The sequence below is a fragment of the Cardiobacteriaceae bacterium TAE3-ERU3 genome (genome assembly GCA_019218315.1).
Taxonomy (GTDB): domain Bacteria; phylum Pseudomonadota; class Gammaproteobacteria; order Cardiobacteriales; family Cardiobacteriaceae; genus JAHUUI01.
Genome location: JAHUUI010000003.1, coordinates 302,103 through 319,368 on the forward strand (window position 1 = coordinate 302,103; position 17,266 = coordinate 319,368).

A 17,266-nucleotide genomic window follows, 5' to 3' on the forward strand; every position below is an offset into this window, starting at 1 on the left:
TCACGCGCCGGGGCGCTGTATGATATCCCTCTTGAAAACAAGCCTAAAGAAGTGCGGTATGACATATAAAGCCCTATCCTTTTTTGCCCTAACCATCGCGACAAGTGCAGCCCATGCCACGGACATCACCGTATCCGCCGCAGCGAGCCTCACTGATGCATTCAACGATATTGCCCAAGCCTATCAAGCAGAGCATCCTGAAGATACCGTCCACCTCAATTTCGCCGGATCAGGGGCACTCTTACAGCAGCTGCTCAACGGTGCACCAGCAGACGTCTTCGCCTCAGCTGATCAATTACGTATGGATAAAGCCGCCGAAGCAGGGCTGCTGATCGACGATTCACGACGCAATTTTGCAGCCAATCATCTCGTTGCCATCGTGCCCAGCAGTGATGACAGCAGCTACGACAACCTTGCAAACTTCGTTAATGCAAGCAACATCAAGCGCATTGCCATTGCCAACCCTGAGCACGTCCCTGCTGGTCGCTACAGCAAAAACGCACTGGAAGCCGCAGGTTTATGGGCAAGCATCGCCGATAAAAACATCCCGGCACAAAACGTTCGCCAAGCACTCGATTACGTTGCGCGCGGTGAAGTCGACGGCGGCTTTGTCTATCAAACAGATGCAGCACTGATGCCAGAAAAAGTTCGTGTCGTGCTTAACATCCCACTCGATGAACCACTCACCTACCCTATCGCGGCTCTAAATAGTGGCAACGCAGCAGAAGGTGCACAGGCATTCATCAACTTCGTCACTGGCGATGCTGGCCAGGCCATTCTCGCCAATTATGGGTTTGCACCTGCTGCAAATTAATATCAATTGATCCCAAGTGTATTGCCAATACAGCGCTTATCTCATCAATAAGCCCATTACTGCGGCTCAGATAACTGGCCGCTTTTTACCAATAAAGCCTTATTGAGCAATACACCCTTGCCCCTAGACTTAAGCTGCACAAGCTCATCAAAAATATCATTTATGTTGCAGTACACACATTGACGTGCAATATCACACCACTTGGCCAGATCCTCTTCTACACACGATTCAATCACTTCTTTTAGATACCTCATATCGCCATATCTATATGGATTAGAGCAGCAAGTAAACAAGCAAGCTGGTGGAGAATCAATCGTAAACCCTTCATATTTTTGATTAATGGTAAAACGCCCATTTTCAGAAAAGGTCACCGGCAAATAAAAGTGGAATTTGATATCACCATAGCCACTCCGGCAGCAAAAGCTCATAGCCACCCTGATATGTAACTTACTTTCCTCACTATCTGCTGTCGATATCAGCCTTAATCTGAGCGCCCCCTCATCATGCATGCCGCCCAAAATAATATTCCCCAGCTTCGCCTCAGTAATCACCGGTATATTAAAAAACTTAATAAGTTCATCAAGAAATATATAGTCGTCTATACAATCACGTGGATGCGGTGCTTTGTCGAGATGCTCGAAAATATAGCGAATGAGCGCACTATCGCGCTCACTGGCTGGCGTGTAAGAGCCATATCTCATTGCTTAACCTCCTCCACATCAATAACAAACCAACTATCTTTCACTGCTTGGCTTACAGCGGATGCCTTGTCCAAATTGATGTACAACATACCTTCACTTTCCTCATTAACTTTATCCAAAGCCCAATTATAGGCGTGTATCAACAGTTATAGGGAAAACGTCCCTGAACTCCTTATATACTGATTAATAGACAGTTTTAAACTCATTAATTCTTAATTTCGCATCTCAACAGTTAAATATTTGATAGCGATATGCCTCAAACTTGCGGCAGAATCAATCTAAAGCAAAATAGCCAACACACTATTTACGGGGACATACATGGAACTCAGCCAATCTATCCTGCCAATGGCACTGTTTGCCCTCGCCACCTCTGCCACACCCGGCCCGGTCAACCTGATTTCCTCCATGTCTGGCGCACGCTTTGGTGCCCTATGCACCCTGCCGTATGTACTTGGCGCAACCATCTCTTTCGACCTCATTCTGCTACTGATGGGCATCGGCGTTAACTCACTGCTCAAGGTCGTCGAGCAATACTCGCTCGCTTTAATGCTGATTGGCTCTGTCTACATGCTCTATCTCGCCATAAGTATCGCAGCTGACAGTGGCGACATCTCGATCAAAAAAGCGGAAAAACCTTGCCCCGGTTTCATCGCCGGCGTGGTCACACAGGCCACCAACCCCAAAGCGTGGTTCGTCTCTCTTTCTGCGGTCACCATCTACCTCGCACCTTATCCACACTACAGCTGGCGCATGGCACTGTTTGCCACGCTATTTTTCTTTATCTGCTTTGCCTCGCTGACACTTTGGGCGTATATGGGCGAGCGCGTTGCACGCTTCACCGGTAATCTAGCCCTGTTCAACCGCTGCATGGCCGCCCTACTCGCAGCCTCAGTGATTTGGATACTGCTCGAACAGCTGGTTTTGGCATGACATTATGTATGCACTATTTATAAATCTGTACTCATAATAAGCGCTCAAGCCTTGGAATAGCCAAAAAGCGACTACAGAACAGCATTGTTCTTGTTTTAATTTTAGCTCTTCTGTGCCATTTTTCTCGCATAAATATGAAAATTTATAAGTCATAAAAAACCCACCATAAGCTTCATTTTTACAGCGGGTCTTTTATTTATATAGATAGTAAATTACTTGACGATTTCGCCGCGCTTTCCACCCAGTCCTACTGTCCATTTATCATCACTATTAGCCTTGACAGCACCAGCTGCTTCTTCTGCATGTGGTCCATATAAACCAATCATATAACGCCCTACAGTCTGATCAGCAACGGCAACATTCCCTCCAAACATCACTTGAGTTTTATCACCGTTAAGCAAAACACCCTTACTAAAATCTTTAATCGCATCAGCACTAGCGAGCATACCTTGATCTAATGTAACCCGAACGTTATTGAGCGAATACGATCCATGTCCACTCTTTTCACCAAAATCCACAGTGTAGTTAAAATTACCATGCCATGTACCTGCATCATTTGTATTCAGGAAAGCGATCCCTCTATACGTAGCTTTACCTTGTGCTGGAAGTTTATCAAGTGGAGTAGGTAAACCAGTAATAACTCCAATACCAGCCAATTGCTCATCTTGAGAAACCAAGCTGCCATTTTTGTACTCCTCTAACTCTCGAGTTGCAATAACAGTTGAATAAAATTGATTATAAGAGACCACTCTATCCTTAATTTGATAATGATCACCATCATCTTCATCAATTGTGATAAGTGAATCAGTCTCACTTAATCCCGATTTTAATATAGAAAAATCAATGAGGTTTTTATTATCAACCATGTTAAAGCGGTGCCCATTAATTTCGACAATATGATTGATTACCAATTCATCATATTCCCGATCAGGATCATTTAATGTTACAATTATTGTTTTATCAACGATTTCTTGTGGTTTATCACTTTTGTGATCCTGATCTACCATATTATTGCCACCAGAGCCACCACAAGCACTTAGTAACAGCGACAGTGATACTATCGACGATATATATAAAACTTTATTCATTATTTCCTCTTTATCTTAATCAAATAACCCACAAAATCAGCGGATATTGCATGATTATATGGTAAAACAGCATGAACCGTATTGATATCATAACCTGCATAACCATCATCAATGCCACACCTGAGCAGATTTTGTGCTGACGCAAGATTATGCCCAGAATCAAGCATGAGACAAATTCAGCAGTCACTCACGTCCGATCAATCACATACAAGCCGCCGAAAGCGGCATGTATGCGTATGGTGCGCGGCTCGGCAATCTTTGCCCACTTTACCGGCAACTGGCGCTTCGACGGTATTGACGACAAGTGCAGCAAAGTCACCTTCAACTACGATCTCGCTGCCAATCCCCGTTGGCTGAGCTGGTTACTTACTCCAATTATCGCCGCTGCATTTCGCCGCACCACACAAAAGCGCCTAGATGGCCTGAAGGTTTACATCGACGGACAACTAACTAAAAAACAAATACATTCAGAAAAGCATAATATTTAGTAACCTATTCGCGCTATAATTCCGCTGTTTTTTGCTTCCGGATCACGCTCATGCCATTTTCCTTTAAAGAAATCCTCGTCGGCATTCAAATGCTGTTCGTCGCCTTTGGCGCATTGGTACTCGTGCCACTGCTCACCGGCATCAGCCCTGCTGTTGCCCTGCTCTCAGCCGGTATCGGCACCCTACTGTTCCAATGGATAACCGGTCGGCAAGTGCCGATTTTTTTGGGCTCGTCATTCGCCTTTATCGCACCGCTCTCTATCGCCATCGGCCAATGGGGGCTTGCAGCGACTCAAGGCGGTATCATCGCCGTCGCAGGCGTTTATCTCATCTTCGCCTTGCTCATTCGCATCCTCGGTGTCGGCTTTATTCACCGTATTTTCCCGCCAATCGTCATTGCACCAGTAATCATGGTCATCGGTTTATCACTCGCACCAGTCGCAGCCAATATGGCGATGGGGCTGACTGGCGACGGTAGCACCGAGCTGATTGCAAAAAATCCTGCTATGCTCACCGCATTGGTCGCACTGATGACGACCATCATCGTCGCACTTTACACCCGTGGCCTGACCAAATTGCTCGCCGTATTCGCTGGCATCATCGCCGGTTATATTGCGGCATTTGCCTTTGGCATTGCTGACTTTGACGCTGTGCGTGATGCTGCGTGGTTCGCCCTACCGCCAGTGACGATGCCATCATTTAATCTTGAAGCAATGCTGTTCCTGATCCCTATTGCCATTGCACCGGCGATTGAGCACCTTGGTGATGTCGCGGTAATCAGTGAAGTATGTAAAAAGGATTTCTTCAAGAAGCCCGGTCTGCACCGCACCATGGCTGGCGACGGTGTCGCGATAGCCTTTGCCGGGCTGGTCGGCGGCCCGCCGGTCACCACCTACTCAGAGGTAACCGGCGCAGTCTCAATCACTGGTGCCAAGCAGGCTCGCATCATGATTTACGCAGCCTGTGCTGCTATCGTGCTCGCCTTCTGCGGCAAACTCGCAGCTTTCCTCAGCAATATGCCAACCCCGATCATGGGCGGCATCATGATGCTGCTGTTCGGTACGATTGCCGCAATGGGTGCACGTACTTTGCTTGACTCACGCACCGACCTCACCAGCGAACGCAGTGTCGTCATCATCGCGGTAACGCTGGTCGTTGGCTTGGGTAACGTCATCATCCAGCTCGGCCCGATCAATCTGCAAGGTATCGGCCTGTCTGCGGTGACCGCGATTATCCTCAATCTGGTTCTGCCACACAGAAGCAGCGTAAACAAAGCGCAATAACATCTCTATACTGGCGGCATGCTTAACGGCATGCCGCCTACTCTCTTTACGACAAGTTTAAACCTTCCACATTCACACTTCGTGGGACTTGTTATTTCTTTTTTGAAGAAATCAATCCGATTGATTGAGGCCCGCCATAAATGCGCGGTATTTCAGTGCCGCGACAAAGAACGCACCGCCGCAGGCATTGCCGCCGAGCGCAAGGGCAAGAAAGATAAAGTAGTCTGACCAGCCAATAGAATCGCCGGCAAGTAGCCCTGCCGCTACCTCGACATTCCCGACAATACTGTGGTGCAAACCGAGAAAACCAATCCCCGAGGTGATGATAAACACCAGCACAATGCGGCTAATGGTGTCTTTCGCCGAAGTAACCAGCCACGACAGCAATCCCATCAACCAACCGGCAAGTACCGCACTGGTGAATAGCACTAATGGCGGAATATCGGTTGCGTGTTTGGCAAGCGTCGCCATCTCTTGGTGGCTGAACCAGTCCATCTGCGGTGCAAGCCACAATGCGCCAATCGCGAACAGCCAGCCGCCAATCAGGTTACCGGCGATGACGATGCCCCACAGCTTGAGCAAGCTACCGACACTGCGCAGTTTGTTGAGTACTGGCAAGGTCAAAAGTGAGGTTTGCTCGGTGAACAGTAGTGCCTGACCGATGACAACGATGATAAACCCAACCGGATAAAACAGCCCCGAAGCACGGAATGCCCATTCGGCGGGTAGAAAGGTATTCGCGACATGAAATGCCAACATCAGCAGCAAATAGCTGAAGCCGATTTCCAGTCCGGCTGTTAGTGCGCTGGTGAACAAGCCTCTGGTCGAACGGTCAAAGGTATCCTGCGCGTGAAGAATTTGCTCAATCAGAATCTCGCCATGGGTTTTCGGTTCAGTGACCTCACTGCCTTCTTCGTGAATCTTTTGCTTGACCGCTTCTCGGCGTTCTTTACTGTCGCTCATGGGAATACTATCCAAAAGTAAGGTTGTCGATTAAGCGGGTTTTGCCTAGGCGGGCAGCCGCAAGCAAAACGACTGGTGCAGATGCGTCATGTGCCACGCCGAGGTCAGCCTGTGTACGCAGTTCGAGGTATTCAGGGGCAAAGCCTTTGTCACGCAAAATGGTTTGCGCGCGCTCGAGCACCGCCGCGACGGGTTTGCCTTGCTCAATCAATTCACGGCAACGCTGCATGACTTTATAAAGCAGTGGCGCAAGTTTGCGTTCTGCGTCGCTCAAATACTGATTGCGCGAACTGAGTGCAAGTCCATCTTCTGCGCGTACCGTATCACCACTGACAACATCGACCGGGAAATGCAGGTCATCGACCATGCGGCGGATGATCCACTGCTGCTGATAGTCTTTGGCGCCAAATACCGCGTGCTTGGGCTCGACGAGGTGAAACAGGCGTGAAACAACCGCCACTACGCCGTGAAAATGTCCCTGCCGCTGCGCACCACAGAGAATATCGGTATAGCGTGACGGCAAGGTGTAGCCGATGGCATCATCTTTACCAAACGGGTAAATCAGCGCATCGTCGGGCATAAATACCGCTTCGACGCCGAGCTGGTCAAGCTTGTCGATGTCGTCCTGCGGTGTGCGTGGATAGTTGGCGAAGTCTTCATTCGGCCCGAACTGGGTCGGGTTGACGTAGATCGATGCGATAACGCTGTCGGTACGGGTGAATGCCTGTCGCATCAGCGCGAGATGACCGTCGTGCAGGTTGCCCATGGTTGGCACCAGCGTCCACGCACGGCCGGCATCGCGGTGATTGAGTTTCCATTCGGTGAGGCTTTTGATGTCCTTAATCACGCGCATGTTGCTGCTCCGGAAATTGCCCTGCACGCACTGCGTCGCAATAGGCGCGGAAGGCATCAAGGATGCTGGCGTTGCCTTGCAGGAAGTTACGAGAAAAATACGGTAAATGTGGTGAAATGCCGAGCACGTCGTAGCAGACCAATACCTGTCCATCGGTGTCCGCACCGCAGCCAATGCCAATCACGGGAATATCCAGCGCTGTACTGATCTCAGCGGCAAGACCACGCGGGATACATTCGAGCACCAGCATATCTGCACCGGCTTTCTGTACAGCATGGGCTTGCTCACGCAAGGTATCTGCTTCGCCCGCGCGCTTGCCAATCGTGCGGTAGCCGCCGAGTTTATCGACGGTTTGCGGGGTCAGCCCGAGGTGCGCACAAACGGCGATATTTTGTTCACTCAAGGCGCGGATAACGCCAAGCTGAGCCGCTTGCCCGCCTTCGAGCTTGAGCATATTGGCTTGCCCTTGCTGCATGAGCATACGCGCCGTGGTGAGTGCATCGTCAACTGTGGCGTAACTCATGAACGGCATATCGACCACACGCCAACAGTTGGGGGCGCCACGCGCAACTGCGGCGGCATGGTACGCCATGTCGGCAACCGTGACTGCCGTGGTGTTGTGCTGTCCGGCAACAACCATGCCCAGCGAATCACCGACCAATAAGCAATCGACGTCAGCCTGCTGCGCTAAGGCTGCAAAACTGGCGTCGTAGGCGGTGAGCATGGTCAGCTTGTCACCGTCGCGGTATTTCTTTTGTAATGCGGTTAGCGTACTGCCCATCGTGCGTCTTCCACGGTTGGCAAAGGCTCGGCGTGCAATGCGGCAAGACAATCGCATACCGTGCCGTGCTGCGCTATGACCGCATCAGGGTCGATCGCTGCCAACGGCTCAAGCACAAATGCACGCTCGTGCATCGCCGGATGAGGAACGCACAGATCAGGTGTGTCGATTTGCTGCTCGTCATAGAGCAATACGTCGAGGTCGAGGGTGCGCGGACCATTTTTGATCGTGCGTACCCTGCCCTGAGCCTGTTCGGTCGCCATCATCAATGCCAATACATCATGAGGTTTGAGGTCCGTCTGGTAGCGCACCACGGCATTGATGAAATCAGGTTGTTCGGTGATGCCGAATGGCGGCGTACGGTACAGTGGCGAAGCAGCCTGCTCGTCCATTTTTGCAGCAAGCGCGGTACGCGCTTCGACCAGTTGCGCGATGGGATCAGCCTGATTGCTGCCAAACGCAATCCAAACCGACGCACTCACGAACGGCTCCGGCGTTTGCGTCCGCCACGGCGGCGCGGCTTGCCATCGCGATTATTGCCACGGTTATCACGGTTATCACGGTTATTTTGGCCGTGACGGCGATCATTGTGATCGGGAATCATGTCGCTGTTTTCTTGAATATCGGTCCACCACTCGACCATATCACCCAGTGGTTCACCGGCGGCGTGGCGGATAAGCATAAAGTCGTAAGCGGCACGGAAACGCGGATGGCTGAGCAAGCTCTGGATTTTCTTGCTGCTGTTACCAACCAGTTCAAAGCGCGCTTGCAGCGTCCAAATTTCGCGGATCATGCCGCGCAAGCGCACGGGAATGGAAATACGGTCAGCGGCGGCAAGGTGAACGACGTCGACTGCTTCGTGCATTGCGGCGTGCCAGTTATCGTGTTCCTTGAGCAATCCTTGATAGGAAAGCTGATACACCGGCCACAAAATAGCAGCGAGCAAGAAAGCGATAGTAACGGGCTTGCCTTCGGCGAGGCGCTTGTCGGTATTAATCAGTGATTGCGCGACCATACGCTGCGCATAAGCGGCGTAGCTCTTGTTCGGATGGGTAAACACGCGCGCAGCATCCGGGAACAAGGCACTGAACAGGTCGTAGCGTTGTAGCGCAGTAAAGCAGCGCTCACCGTAGCCGCCGAGGAACAACTTTTGCGCTTCATCGAACAGGCGCGCTGCGGGTACGGCTTTCAACCCTTCAGCGCAACGGGCAATCGCCGCTTCGCTGTCGTGATCAATGTCCATGCCGAGCTTGGCGGCAAAACGCGCCGCGCGCAACATGCGCACCGGATCTTCCACATAGCGGGTATCGGGATCACCAATTACGCGAATACGTTTGGCATGAATGTCGTCCATTGCGCCGATGTAGTCGAGAATTTCGCCCGTCTGCACGTCGTAGTACAGCGCGTTAATGGTGAAATCACGGCGCACCACGTCGTCTTCAATCGTGCCGTAGTGGTTGTCTTCAAGCACGTGCCCATGCGGGTCGGTTCGCGTTTCACGGTCCGGCGGGGCGCGGAACGTGGCGACTTCAATGATCTCGCGTCCGTAGTGAATGTGCGCAAGGCGGAAGCGCCGCCCGATCAGGCGACAATTGCGGAACAGCCCGGCGACTTCTTCAGGTCGCGCGTTAGTGGCAATGTCAAAATCTTTCGGCTCTTGTCCGAGTAACAAATCGCGGATACAACCGCCGACCAAATAGGCATCAAAGCCCGCATCGGTCAGCTGGTTAACAATCTTGATCGCACGGCGATCGAATTGGTCGTTGGTGACGCCGTACGCCTTGCCGTCAAGGCGCGTACATTGTGGTTCATTGGCTTGGCTCATGTGCCATCCTCGTCAATGTTCGCAGCCACGCCATAGCCATACCAACCAAACCGATTGGCAGAGTGTTGCAATGTAGGATTCCGTTTATGCAATCTATAGCGTAGTGCGATGGTTGAAATGATGGCAGTGGATGCCGGTTGGCTCGCCCAACCCGCTTCACTGCCTCCTTTGCGTTATTCTGCTGCGCGAAGCCCCATCATGCCATGAGGGGCATCGGTGGGCGCTTATTGCCCACAACCGCAGTATCAAGAATCAGTAAACGTCTCTGACGTAACGCTTTTCTTTCTTCAGTGCCGCGACGTATTCCTTAGCCGCAGCGGCGGACATATTACCATGTTCTGCAATAATGTCATGCAGTGCTTTGTCCACATCTTTCGCCATGCGCTGTGCGTCACCGCAGACGAAGAAATAGCCGCCGCGTTCCAGCCAGTCGTAGAGTTCTGCACCATGACGACGCATCAAATCCTGCACATAGACTTTCTCTTGCTGGTCGCGCGAGAACGCCAATTCAAGGCGGTCGAGTACACCACTTTTCTGCCAATTATCGAGTTCGTCGGCATAGATAAAATCGTGCTCACGGGTACGATCACCGAAGAACAGCCAGTTGTCACCTTCTGCGCCACGCACGCTGCGCTCTTGCAAAAAGGCTCGGAACGGCGCAATACCGGTGCCCGGCCCAACCATAATCATCGGTGCTTTGTCGTCTGACGGTACAGAGAAATGCTTGTTGGCAGCGAAGTAGCAGCGAACCGTATCGCCTTCCTCAACTTCATCAGCGAGCCACGTTGATGCGACCCCGTGGTGCATACGCCCTTCCTGCTCATAGCGCACCGAGCCGATCGTCAAATGCACTTCACCATTGTGGTGATTGTGGCTTGAGGAAATTGAGTAGGCGCGCGGTGCGATCGGCTTGAGCACATCGACCAATGTTTGCGCGGTAAAGCCCGCATCGGGATAGGCGCGCAGGAAATCAACGATATCCTTGCCGTACAAAAATGCGTCGAGTTCTTCGGCCGGGTCCTGATTAAAGCGCTTGTGCAGGTCATCATTTTTCGCAGCAAGCAACAATGCCTCAAAGAAGCCTGATGACGGCATACGGATATCGAGCTGGTCGCGCAGTAACCCGCCGATTTCGTGGTTTTCACCTTGCCAACTGACTACATCAGTCGCATCAGCACCAACCGCAGCCAGTACTTCATCGACCAGATCCTGACGGTTACGCGGCAACAAATGCAGAATGTCGCCTGCTTCGTAGGTTTCACCACTGCCGACCAAATCAATTTCATAGTGGACAATTTGCTTGCCCGAGCCTTCACCACTCAATACGCGCTTGGCCTTGAGCTTGGCTTCGAGCGGATTATTGCGGCTATACCCTTGCGGCTTGGCACTGCTGCTGCCGCCAGCCGGTGCCGCAACGGTTGCAGCATCCTGACTGCCTTTGGCGCTGATCGCGGGCAGAACCGCGTCCATCCACGCTTTTGCCGCATCGTCAAAATCAACGTCGCAATCGACCCGTTCACCAACGCGCTCTGCACCCAGTGCTTCAAGGCGCGCATCCCATTGCTTGCCCGCAAGGCAAAAATGCTCGTAAGCAGTATCGCCGAGCGCCAATACGCTGAAAAAGGTCTTGTCGAGTTTTGGCGCTGCTTCGCCGTTGATGTCTTCCCACAATGCTTCGGCATTATCGGGCATTTCACCCTCGCCATACGTTGAGGTAATGACCAGCAAACGCTCGGTTTCGGCAAGGCTGTCCAGCGAGCAATCATCCATATCGACAACCAGCGCGGCCAAGCCGTGTTCCTTCGCCAAATCCGCACATTGCCACGCCAAATCTTCGGCATTACCGGTCTGTGAGCCGTAAAGAATGGTCAGCGGTTTGCCTGCATTGCCGCCGTCCATGCCATTGGCACGCAGTGCTGCGTAGGCGGTGTTGAGTCCGGTCAGGTAGCCGTCCAGCCACTGCTGCTGCGCACCGTCAAGCGGCAAGTCTTCGGGGAAAAAAGTCGTCAATTTTTGCGTGCTCAATTTCTTTTGGGTCATGGCTATCCTTTTATGCTGCACTGTTGTCTTGCTGGTACATCGCCTCAGCCATCACGCCGGCAAAGGCGACAGACAACACTTCGTTAAGTGGTTGATATTGCTGCTGCGCCAAGCGATTTTCGTGCTGGCGGTGCATAATCCATGCGTACGTACCGAGGGCAAACGAATCGAAGTTGGCGCGCAAAGCCAGTGCGCGGCAATAATCATCGACGCGCTGTCCGGCAAGCAAAGCGGCAAGTGCTTCATCGCTGTAGTCAGCAAGGGCACGCTGTACATCGCGCTGCAAGGCATCGCTCAAGGCACGGTCATCATTCATGACCAGCTTTTTCGCCGCGTGGTCAATGTCAGTGACGCCACGCGCACGCGCCTGTTCCTGCGCACGGAACAGCACACCGGCAGCAACCATGTAGTCAGCAGCCTGAGTGTTGCCCTGCCCTGGCAATTTGCCGTCGAACAGTACCGTGCCGCGCTCGTAGTGTCGTTGCAGGTCGCGCAGCAGTTTGTCCTTGATACCAACCGCCAGTTCGCCAACCATGTCGTTGCGCGCACAATCGGCGGCTACGGCTGTGTGGTCATGCGCGGCGAGCCACGCCTGCGGCAACAGGCAATAGAAGTCTTGCAGCGCATTCGGCCAATCGGCAAGGATGGCTTCGGCAACCGGTGATTCGGTGTAAGCAGCGTGACGGGCGAGATACCAGAACAGCGCTTCATCCTGCCCGCTCAAAGCCGGATCATCACTGTTCATACGGATCGCTTTGACTGAGTCCTTCGAGCATGCTTCAACAATTGTGCCATCAGGGTCGTATTGGTAAGCAACGCCACCACTCATGCCGTTGCCAAAGCCGCGCCCGAAGCTACCGAGGTTAACCACCGCACCGTTGGTCATGTATTCACAACCAAAGTCGCCGACGCCTTCAATCACCGCAACCGCACCAGAGTTACGCACCGCGAAGCGGTCGCCAGCTTCGCCTGCGGCGTAGAGTTCGCCGCCGGTCGCACCAAACAAGGCAAAGTTACCGAGCAGAACGTTATGCCCTGCTTCACTACTGCCGCCACCCGGGTTTTGCACCACGATGCGACCACCGCTCATGCTCTTGCCAACGCCGTCGTTACACGTACCGCGGTGCAGCAAGGTAATGCCGGTGTTGTTAAATGCACCGAAGCTTTGCCCTGCCGAGTTGTGGCTGCTGATTTCAACGCTGCCGTCAGCAAGCACGCGACGACCATCGGTCAAGTTAATGACCTTGGCGTGGTCGTCTTTAAATGAGTAATTGAGGTAGCGCTCGACATCGATGCCGAATTGTCCACCTGCGGTTTTGTGCGTATTGCTCAGGCGGTCAACATCAATCGCGAGGTAGTCGTCTTCACCCATGCCGCTGAATGCTTGCTCGAATTGTTCCCAAACGGCATCGTCGTAGCTGAAATCGGCTTCCAGCGCGATGGCCGGTTTACCAAGGTCAAACTGGACGTGCTGCAACATACCGTCCATGCGGTAACGCCCAATCAGGTTAGGATGGTCAATCAGGTGCAACAGGTCAGCTCGGCCGCGCAATTCCTGTAAGGAGGCAAAACCGAGTTCGGCGAGCAAACGGCGCACGTCGTGCGCAACGTTCATGAAATACTGCGCCAGTGCGCGTGGGTCACCGTCAAATACTTCGTGTGGTGTGGTCAAGCCAACCGGACACTTGATGTTGCAGTTTTTCGCCATCACACATTTGAGCATCATCAGCGCAGTGGTACCAAATTCAAACGAATCACCGCCGAGCATGCACGATTTGATCACGTCGCTGCCGGTCTGGTGCGCACCTGAACAACGCAGTTCGACCTTATCGCGCAGGCCATTGACGGTCAGTGCCTGATGCACTTCGGCAAGGCCGAGTTCGGCGATGCGTCCGCTGTGCTTGAGGCTGGTAACCTGCGCCGCACCGGTACCGCCAGTGTTACCGGCAATATTGATGATGTCCGCACCGGCTTTGGCAACACCGACTGCAATCGTGCCGACGCCTTCCGACGACACCAGCTTAACAATCACCTTGACCCGCGCAGCTTTACAATCGTGAATCAGCTGACCCAAGTCTTCGATGGAATACGTATCATGGTGCGGCGGCGGCGAAACCAGCTCTACGCCCGGAGTACCACCACGTGCTGAGGCAATTTCAACCGTTACTTTCTGCGCTGGTAACTGTCCGCCCTCGCCGGGCTTCGCACCCTGTCCAATTTTGATTTCCAGCTCTTCGAGCATCGGGTCGGCGAGATAACCCGCCCACACGCCGAAACGCCCCGAGGCGATCTGTTTGATTTTACTCGCGCGGATGGTGTTGTAGCGCGATGGATGCTCGCCACCCTCGCCGCTGTTGCTCTTCGCGCCAACCATGTTCGCGCCAATCGCCACCGCCTGATGCGCTTTAAACAGCAATGAACCATGACTCATCGCACCGCCGGTAAATACGGCGGTAATCTCGTGTGCCGGTTGTACGTCATCAAGCGCGATGCTGTCGGGTGCACGGCACAAGGTCGCGAGGAATGTTGCTGCTTCGTGATTACCAGCGCTCAGCTGTACTGCGTCTGCATCGGCACTGATGATTTCAATCGCATCAAGCTTGTCCTGCAACGCTGCGGCCAGTGCTTTGTGGCGTGCTTCGCTGCCATCGTCGAGACGCAAAACAAAGCGTTCACCGTCACGGCTAACATCCAGTCCGCGTACCGCGCTATGGACGCTGGCATCAGTTTTGAATGTTGCCAACGCCGCAGTGAATGCCGCCTGCGAGTCGGCACGGCGAACATCGGCCGGAAAACCGAGAATATCGCGCAAGGCTGATGGGCGCTCGCGGCGTTCTTCGTCCATCGCGTCGATGAATTGCTGATACGCGGGGGTGATTTTGTGTGCGTCAATTTGCGCTGCTGTACGCGGCTGATGGCTCTGGAACAGATAGCTGTCGTCCTGCGGCAAAATGTGCAGGCGTTCGCCTTCAGGCGAAGTGCTGTCGGCAAAGCTGATTGCTTCTTCGGTCATCTCGCCAAAGGTGCGTACGGCAACATGACCGTAGCTGTGTCCTGCGCCGTCGCCACGTTCCTTGAACAAACCGAGCAGCGGTACGTCTTCGCCATCGTGGTGTTTGATGGCGCTGTCGTGCCATTGCCATGCGCTGTAACAAATGTCGCTAAAGCCAACACCGCCTATCGGGGCATGGCTGTTGGGGAAATACGGTGCTAGACGCGGGTCGGCTGTGTCGAGAAACGCCGGTTCAAAGAATGCGCCGCCGCTGTAACTTTCCACCGTACACAGACCAAATTTGCCCATGGTTTTGAGCAGTGCCTTGTGCAACGCTTTTTTAAATGCGTACATCGCTTTGGGTACGTCTGCATCCGCGTAGAGTTCGCGTGCACGGTTATAAACCGTCGCCGGGCACACCGCTGACGCACCCAAGCCGAGAATCAGCGCTGCGTCGTGGGTGCTGGCAATTTGTCCGGTGTGATAAACGATACTGGTGTGGAAGCGGAAGCCGTTTTCAATCAGGTAACGATTGACCGCAGCAATCAGCAATGGTGCAGGCAATGCCGCGCGTTCTTTACTCACGCCGCTGTCGTCGAGAATGATGATGTCGGTGATTTTTTTGCACAGTGTCCAGATTTGTTCGCACACCGCTTTAATGCCTGCTTCAATCGCCGCTTCATTGGCTTCGGAATCGGTATTGAAGTCATAAAGGGTTTCAATTTTACCAACCCGCAGGGTTTCGTTGCGCCCAGCCTGCTCAATAGCAGCCAATTCCTGCGGCAACAGTAACGGGCTTTCCATCACCAACTGCTTGGTGCTGCGCTTGACGAAATGCGGCTTACCGCCAAGGGTCACGCGTAGGGTCATGCCCTCGGTTTCACGGATTGAATCGAGCGGCGGGTTGGTGACTTGCGCAAAACGCTGGGTAAAGTAGCGCGACATGCCACCCTCGATACCGGTCACGGCATTGATCGCCTGACCGTAACCCATCGCCGATACGCGCTCGGCGCCGTTTTCCAGCATCGGATCGAGCAAGAAGCGGAAGCTTTCCTGATTGAGGCTATAGGCAATGTGGCGGCTGGTAAAATCAAGCGGCGAGGCATCTGCAACATCAGTCAAAGCCACGGCATCAAGGCTGGCAAGGCGTACCCGCGCATCGGCAAGTAAGTCACCGTAAGGCTGCTCGGCTGCCATGCGTTCGAGAATATCGGCTTCTCCACTAAGCGTTTTGCTGGCATGGTCGAAGACGAACATACCACCCGCCTTGATACGTCCACGGCTGGTAACGGTTTCCGGCGGGAAATCAATCTGCCCTGCTTCACTCATCGCGGCAATGTAGTCATTGGTTTCAACCGTACGCAACGGGCGCAAACCGAGGCGGTCGAGTGCCGCACCGATTTTGATACCATCGCAGAACACCAAGCCCGCAGGACCGTCGTTCTTTTCTTCCGACAGCGAAAAATAGGCAAGCATGTCGCGCACATCAAGCGGGTAAGCATCCTGCTTGTTTTCCCACGCCGGCGGCATCATCTTAACCATGATGTCGTCAATCGGTTGGCGGTCTTCCCACAGGCGACGGGTCAGGGTCTGGTCAAGGCGTGCAGAGTCCGATTGTCCCGGTGGAAAAGCGAGTTTGTAGCCGGAATGACTGGCAACTGCCAACTCACTGATACGGCTTTTACGATCAGTATTGAGTTCGCCATTGTGTGCCAAATGACGGAACGGCTGAGCAAAAGCTGGATTTGGTGCGGTATTGGTCGAAAAACGGGTATGAAACCACAACATGCTCACTTCGTGCTCAGGGTGACGGAGATCATCGTAATACGGCACAACCTCCCATGAATTGAGCAGGCCTTTATAAACTTGTGTGCGCGAGCTGAGCGACAGCGGATAAAAACCCGGATACTGATTTTCATTGACTGCATTTTCTTCGATTTCCAGCAGCAAACCATTGAGGAAATGCTCGAAGCTGTCCCAATCAGTGCAGCTATCAGGACGACCCAATACCCACTGCACAATCGGCAATTGTGCTTTCTGGCTGGCTTCATTCAGCGCACTGTTACTAACCGGCACATCGCGGCGCAGAATAACCGGTACATCGTACTTGTCGAGCGTTGCCTGCAAATAATCAAGTACGTCGGCACGGATTTTTTCATCACTGGGCAGGAAGAAATTGCCCACTGCAAATTCCCCAGCTGCCAGTTCTTTACCCGTCAAATGGCGATAAAAACGCGGCGAAAGGTCAAACCCAACGCCGCCGCCATCACCAACCCCTTCTGCGTTAAAGCCGCCACGGTGCGGTACTTTGCATAGCGCCTGATTGGCGAGTTCGAGTAATTCATGGGTCTGCACACTGCGCTTATGGGTAATAAAACCTACCCCACAGCTCGATCGTTCATCATTCAGGTCGTACAGCATCTGCCCCATAATCATTACCTCATTTATTGTTTTGCCCAAAACTCATCTGCTTAGAGCATGTACTAAGCAGATGCCGCTCTCATTGCC

At 52.9% G+C, this 17,266-nt stretch carries 13 protein-coding genes; 4 read left to right on the forward strand and 9 right to left on the reverse strand.

Annotated elements, in window-relative coordinates:
- Positions 1-58: 58 nt before the first annotated feature.
- On the forward strand, positions 59-814 hold the full coding sequence (gene modA / locus KRX19_07700; protein MBV7434909.1) for a molybdate ABC transporter substrate-binding protein: 756 nt from the start codon (positions 59-61) through the stop codon (positions 812-814).
- Between the two features lie 56 nt (positions 815-870).
- On the opposite strand, the gene KRX19_07705 is transcribed toward modA, so the two are convergent.
- Positions 871-1,515: a hypothetical protein gene (locus KRX19_07705; GenBank protein MBV7434910.1), complete on the reverse strand. Its 645-nt coding sequence runs from the start codon at positions 1,513-1,515 to the stop codon at positions 871-873.
- A gap of 318 nt (positions 1,516-1,833) precedes the next feature.
- Here KRX19_07705 and KRX19_07710 point away from each other — a divergent pair, with 318 nt between their 5' ends.
- A complete protein-coding gene (locus KRX19_07710; GenBank protein ID MBV7434911.1) occupies positions 1,834-2,445 on the forward strand; it encodes a LysE family translocator in 612 nt (203 codons plus the stop codon).
- A gap of 212 nt (positions 2,446-2,657) precedes the next feature.
- On the opposite strand, the gene KRX19_07715 is transcribed toward KRX19_07710, so the two are convergent.
- On the reverse strand, positions 2,658-3,533 hold the full coding sequence (locus tag KRX19_07715) for a factor H binding family protein (GenBank protein ID MBV7434912.1): 876 nt from the start codon (positions 3,531-3,533) through the stop codon (positions 2,658-2,660).
- 230 nt (positions 3,534-3,763) lie between these two features.
- Here KRX19_07715 and KRX19_07720 point away from each other — a divergent pair, with 230 nt between their 5' ends.
- Together KRX19_07720 and KRX19_07725 are read left to right on the forward strand one after the other, a co-directional pair.
- Complete coding sequence (locus KRX19_07720; protein ID MBV7434913.1) at positions 3,764-4,021, forward strand: SRPBCC family protein; 258 nt, start codon at positions 3,764-3,766, stop codon at positions 4,019-4,021.
- Between the two features lie 50 nt (positions 4,022-4,071).
- A complete protein-coding gene (locus tag KRX19_07725) occupies positions 4,072-5,304 on the forward strand; it encodes a uracil-xanthine permease family protein (GenBank protein ID MBV7434914.1) in 1,233 nt (410 codons plus the stop codon).
- 111 nt (positions 5,305-5,415) lie between these two features.
- Here KRX19_07725 and KRX19_07730 read toward each other — a convergent pair whose 3' ends face one another.
- The 7 genes from KRX19_07730 to KRX19_07760 form a co-directional block, all read right to left on the reverse strand.
- On the reverse strand, positions 5,416-6,267 hold the full coding sequence (locus KRX19_07730; GenBank protein ID MBV7434915.1) for a formate/nitrite transporter family protein: 852 nt from the start codon (positions 6,265-6,267) through the stop codon (positions 5,416-5,418).
- 7 nt (positions 6,268-6,274) lie between these two features.
- Complete coding sequence (gene panC, locus KRX19_07735) at positions 6,275-7,120, reverse strand: pantoate--beta-alanine ligase (protein ID MBV7434916.1); 846 nt, start codon at positions 7,118-7,120, stop codon at positions 6,275-6,277.
- Positions 7,107-7,958, reverse strand: coding sequence for a 3-methyl-2-oxobutanoate hydroxymethyltransferase (gene panB / locus KRX19_07740; protein ID MBV7434917.1), 852 nt, complete (start codon positions 7,956-7,958; stop codon positions 7,107-7,109). The genes panC and panB overlap by 14 nt, the downstream gene beginning before the upstream one ends.
- Positions 7,886-8,383, reverse strand: coding sequence for a 2-amino-4-hydroxy-6-hydroxymethyldihydropteridine diphosphokinase (gene folK, locus KRX19_07745; GenBank protein ID MBV7434918.1), 498 nt, complete (start codon positions 8,381-8,383; stop codon positions 7,886-7,888). Before folK ends, panB begins: the two co-directional genes overlap by 73 nt.
- On the reverse strand, positions 8,380-9,726 hold the full coding sequence (pcnB, locus tag KRX19_07750) for a polynucleotide adenylyltransferase PcnB (protein ID MBV7434919.1): 1,347 nt from the start codon (positions 9,724-9,726) through the stop codon (positions 8,380-8,382). Before pcnB ends, folK begins: the two co-directional genes overlap by 4 nt.
- Positions 9,727-9,978: 252 nt before the next feature.
- The gene (locus KRX19_07755; protein ID MBV7434920.1) at positions 9,979-11,766 is read right to left on the reverse strand and encodes a sulfite reductase subunit alpha; all 1,788 of its coding nucleotides are present in this window, start codon (positions 11,764-11,766) and stop codon (positions 9,979-9,981) included.
- Between the two features lie 10 nt (positions 11,767-11,776).
- Positions 11,777-17,188, reverse strand: a complete 5,412-nt coding sequence (locus KRX19_07760; protein ID MBV7434921.1) for a hypothetical protein — start codon at positions 17,186-17,188, stop codon at positions 11,777-11,779.
- Positions 17,189-17,266: the final 78 nt, after the last annotated feature.

Bases quoted from the DNA above. Each gene is read 5' to 3' on its own strand.
- modA (MBV7434909.1), top strand. From the start codon at position 59: ATGACATATAAAGCCCTATCCTTTTTTGCCCTAACCATCGCGACAAGT.
- pcnB (MBV7434919.1), bottom strand. From the start codon at position 9,726: ATGAGCCAAGCCAATGAACCACAATGTACGCGCCTTGACGGCAAGGCG.
- KRX19_07730 (MBV7434915.1), bottom strand. From the start codon at position 6,267: ATGAGCGACAGTAAAGAACGCCGAGAAGCGGTCAAGCAAAAGATTCAC.
- panB (MBV7434917.1), bottom strand. From the start codon at position 7,958: ATGCGATTGTCTTGCCGCATTGCACGCCGAGCCTTTGCCAACCGTGGA.
- KRX19_07705 (MBV7434910.1), bottom strand. From the start codon at position 1,515: ATGAGATATGGCTCTTACACGCCAGCCAGTGAGCGCGATAGTGCGCTC.
- KRX19_07755 (MBV7434920.1), bottom strand. From the start codon at position 11,766: ATGACCCAAAAGAAATTGAGCACGCAAAAATTGACGACTTTTTTCCCC.
- KRX19_07725 (MBV7434914.1), top strand. From the start codon at position 4,072: ATGCCATTTTCCTTTAAAGAAATCCTCGTCGGCATTCAAATGCTGTTC.
- KRX19_07760 (MBV7434921.1), bottom strand. From the start codon at position 17,188: ATGGGGCAGATGCTGTACGACCTGAATGATGAACGATCGAGCTGTGGG.
- panC (MBV7434916.1), bottom strand. From the start codon at position 7,120: ATGCGCGTGATTAAGGACATCAAAAGCCTCACCGAATGGAAACTCAAT.
- KRX19_07710 (MBV7434911.1), top strand. From the start codon at position 1,834: ATGGAACTCAGCCAATCTATCCTGCCAATGGCACTGTTTGCCCTCGCC.
- KRX19_07720 (MBV7434913.1), top strand. From the start codon at position 3,764: ATGCGTATGGTGCGCGGCTCGGCAATCTTTGCCCACTTTACCGGCAAC.
- KRX19_07715 (MBV7434912.1), bottom strand. From the start codon at position 3,533: ATGAATAAAGTTTTATATATATCGTCGATAGTATCACTGTCGCTGTTA.